Origin of the sequence: Paracoccus onchidii (assembly GCF_028294535.1) — a bacterium.
In the GTDB taxonomy this organism is placed as follows: domain Bacteria; phylum Pseudomonadota; class Alphaproteobacteria; order Rhodobacterales; family Rhodobacteraceae; genus Paracoccus; species Paracoccus onchidii.
The window spans coordinates 1-827 of the sequence record NZ_JAQBIE010000074.1; the positions used below are offsets into that span (position 1 = coordinate 1).

Here is an 827-nt window from a genome sequence, read left to right on the forward strand (position 1 = left end):
GGGTCAGGATGCATTGATTTCGGTCGCACGGCGTGATTCACGGCTCAGAAAATGGAGCGGTGACATGAGCGACCTGTACTGGCTGACTGACGAGCAGATGGCCAAGCTCACCCCTTTCTTCCCGACGTCGCACGGCAAGCCACGGGTTGATGACAGGCGGGTTCTGAGTGGGATTATCTTCATCAATCGCAATGGGTTGCGCTGGCGGGATGCGCCTGCCGCCTATGGTCCGCACAAGACGCTCTACAGCCGGTGGAAACGTTGGAGCGAGAAAGGAATTTTCGCGCGGATGATGGCAGGGTTGGCTAAGAAACACGGTGAGAAGACGACCGTGATGATCGACGCAACATACCTGAAGGCACATCGAACGGCGACCAGCATGGCCGCCAAAAAAGGGGCGCGGTCGCCCGATTGGTCGCACCAAGGGCGGCATGAACACCAAGCTTCATGCCATCTGTGACAGCCAAGGACGACCGCTCGATTTGTTCATCACCGCTGGACAGGTGAGCGACTACACCGGCGCGCGGGCGCTTCTCGGTAGCCTGCCAAACGTCAAATGGCTGCTCGGAGATCGCGGCTATGACGCCGACTGGTTCAGGGAAGCGTTGAAAGACAAAGGCATACACGCCTGCATACCCGGTCGGAAGCAACGCAAGACGCCGATCAAGTACGACAAGCGTCGCTACAAGCGGAGAAATCGTATCGAGATCATGTTCGGCAGCCTCAAGGATTGGCGGCGTGTGGCGACCCGCTATGACCGATGCCCCGTGGTGTTCCTATCGGCCATCGCCCTCGCGGCGACCGTAATCTATTGGTTATGAATCCTG

General features: G+C 58.4%; 1 protein-coding gene. It reads left to right on the top strand.

The genetic code is table 11. The features are described from left to right. Positions 1-64 precede the first annotated feature (64 nt). A protein-coding gene (locus PAF17_RS20100; protein WP_271890827.1) for an IS5 family transposase occupies positions 65-821 on the top strand; the annotation gives its coding sequence in 2 pieces (ribosomal slippage) (positions 65-396 and positions 395-821; 759 coding nt in all). The last annotated feature ends 6 nt before the right edge of the window (positions 822-827 follow it).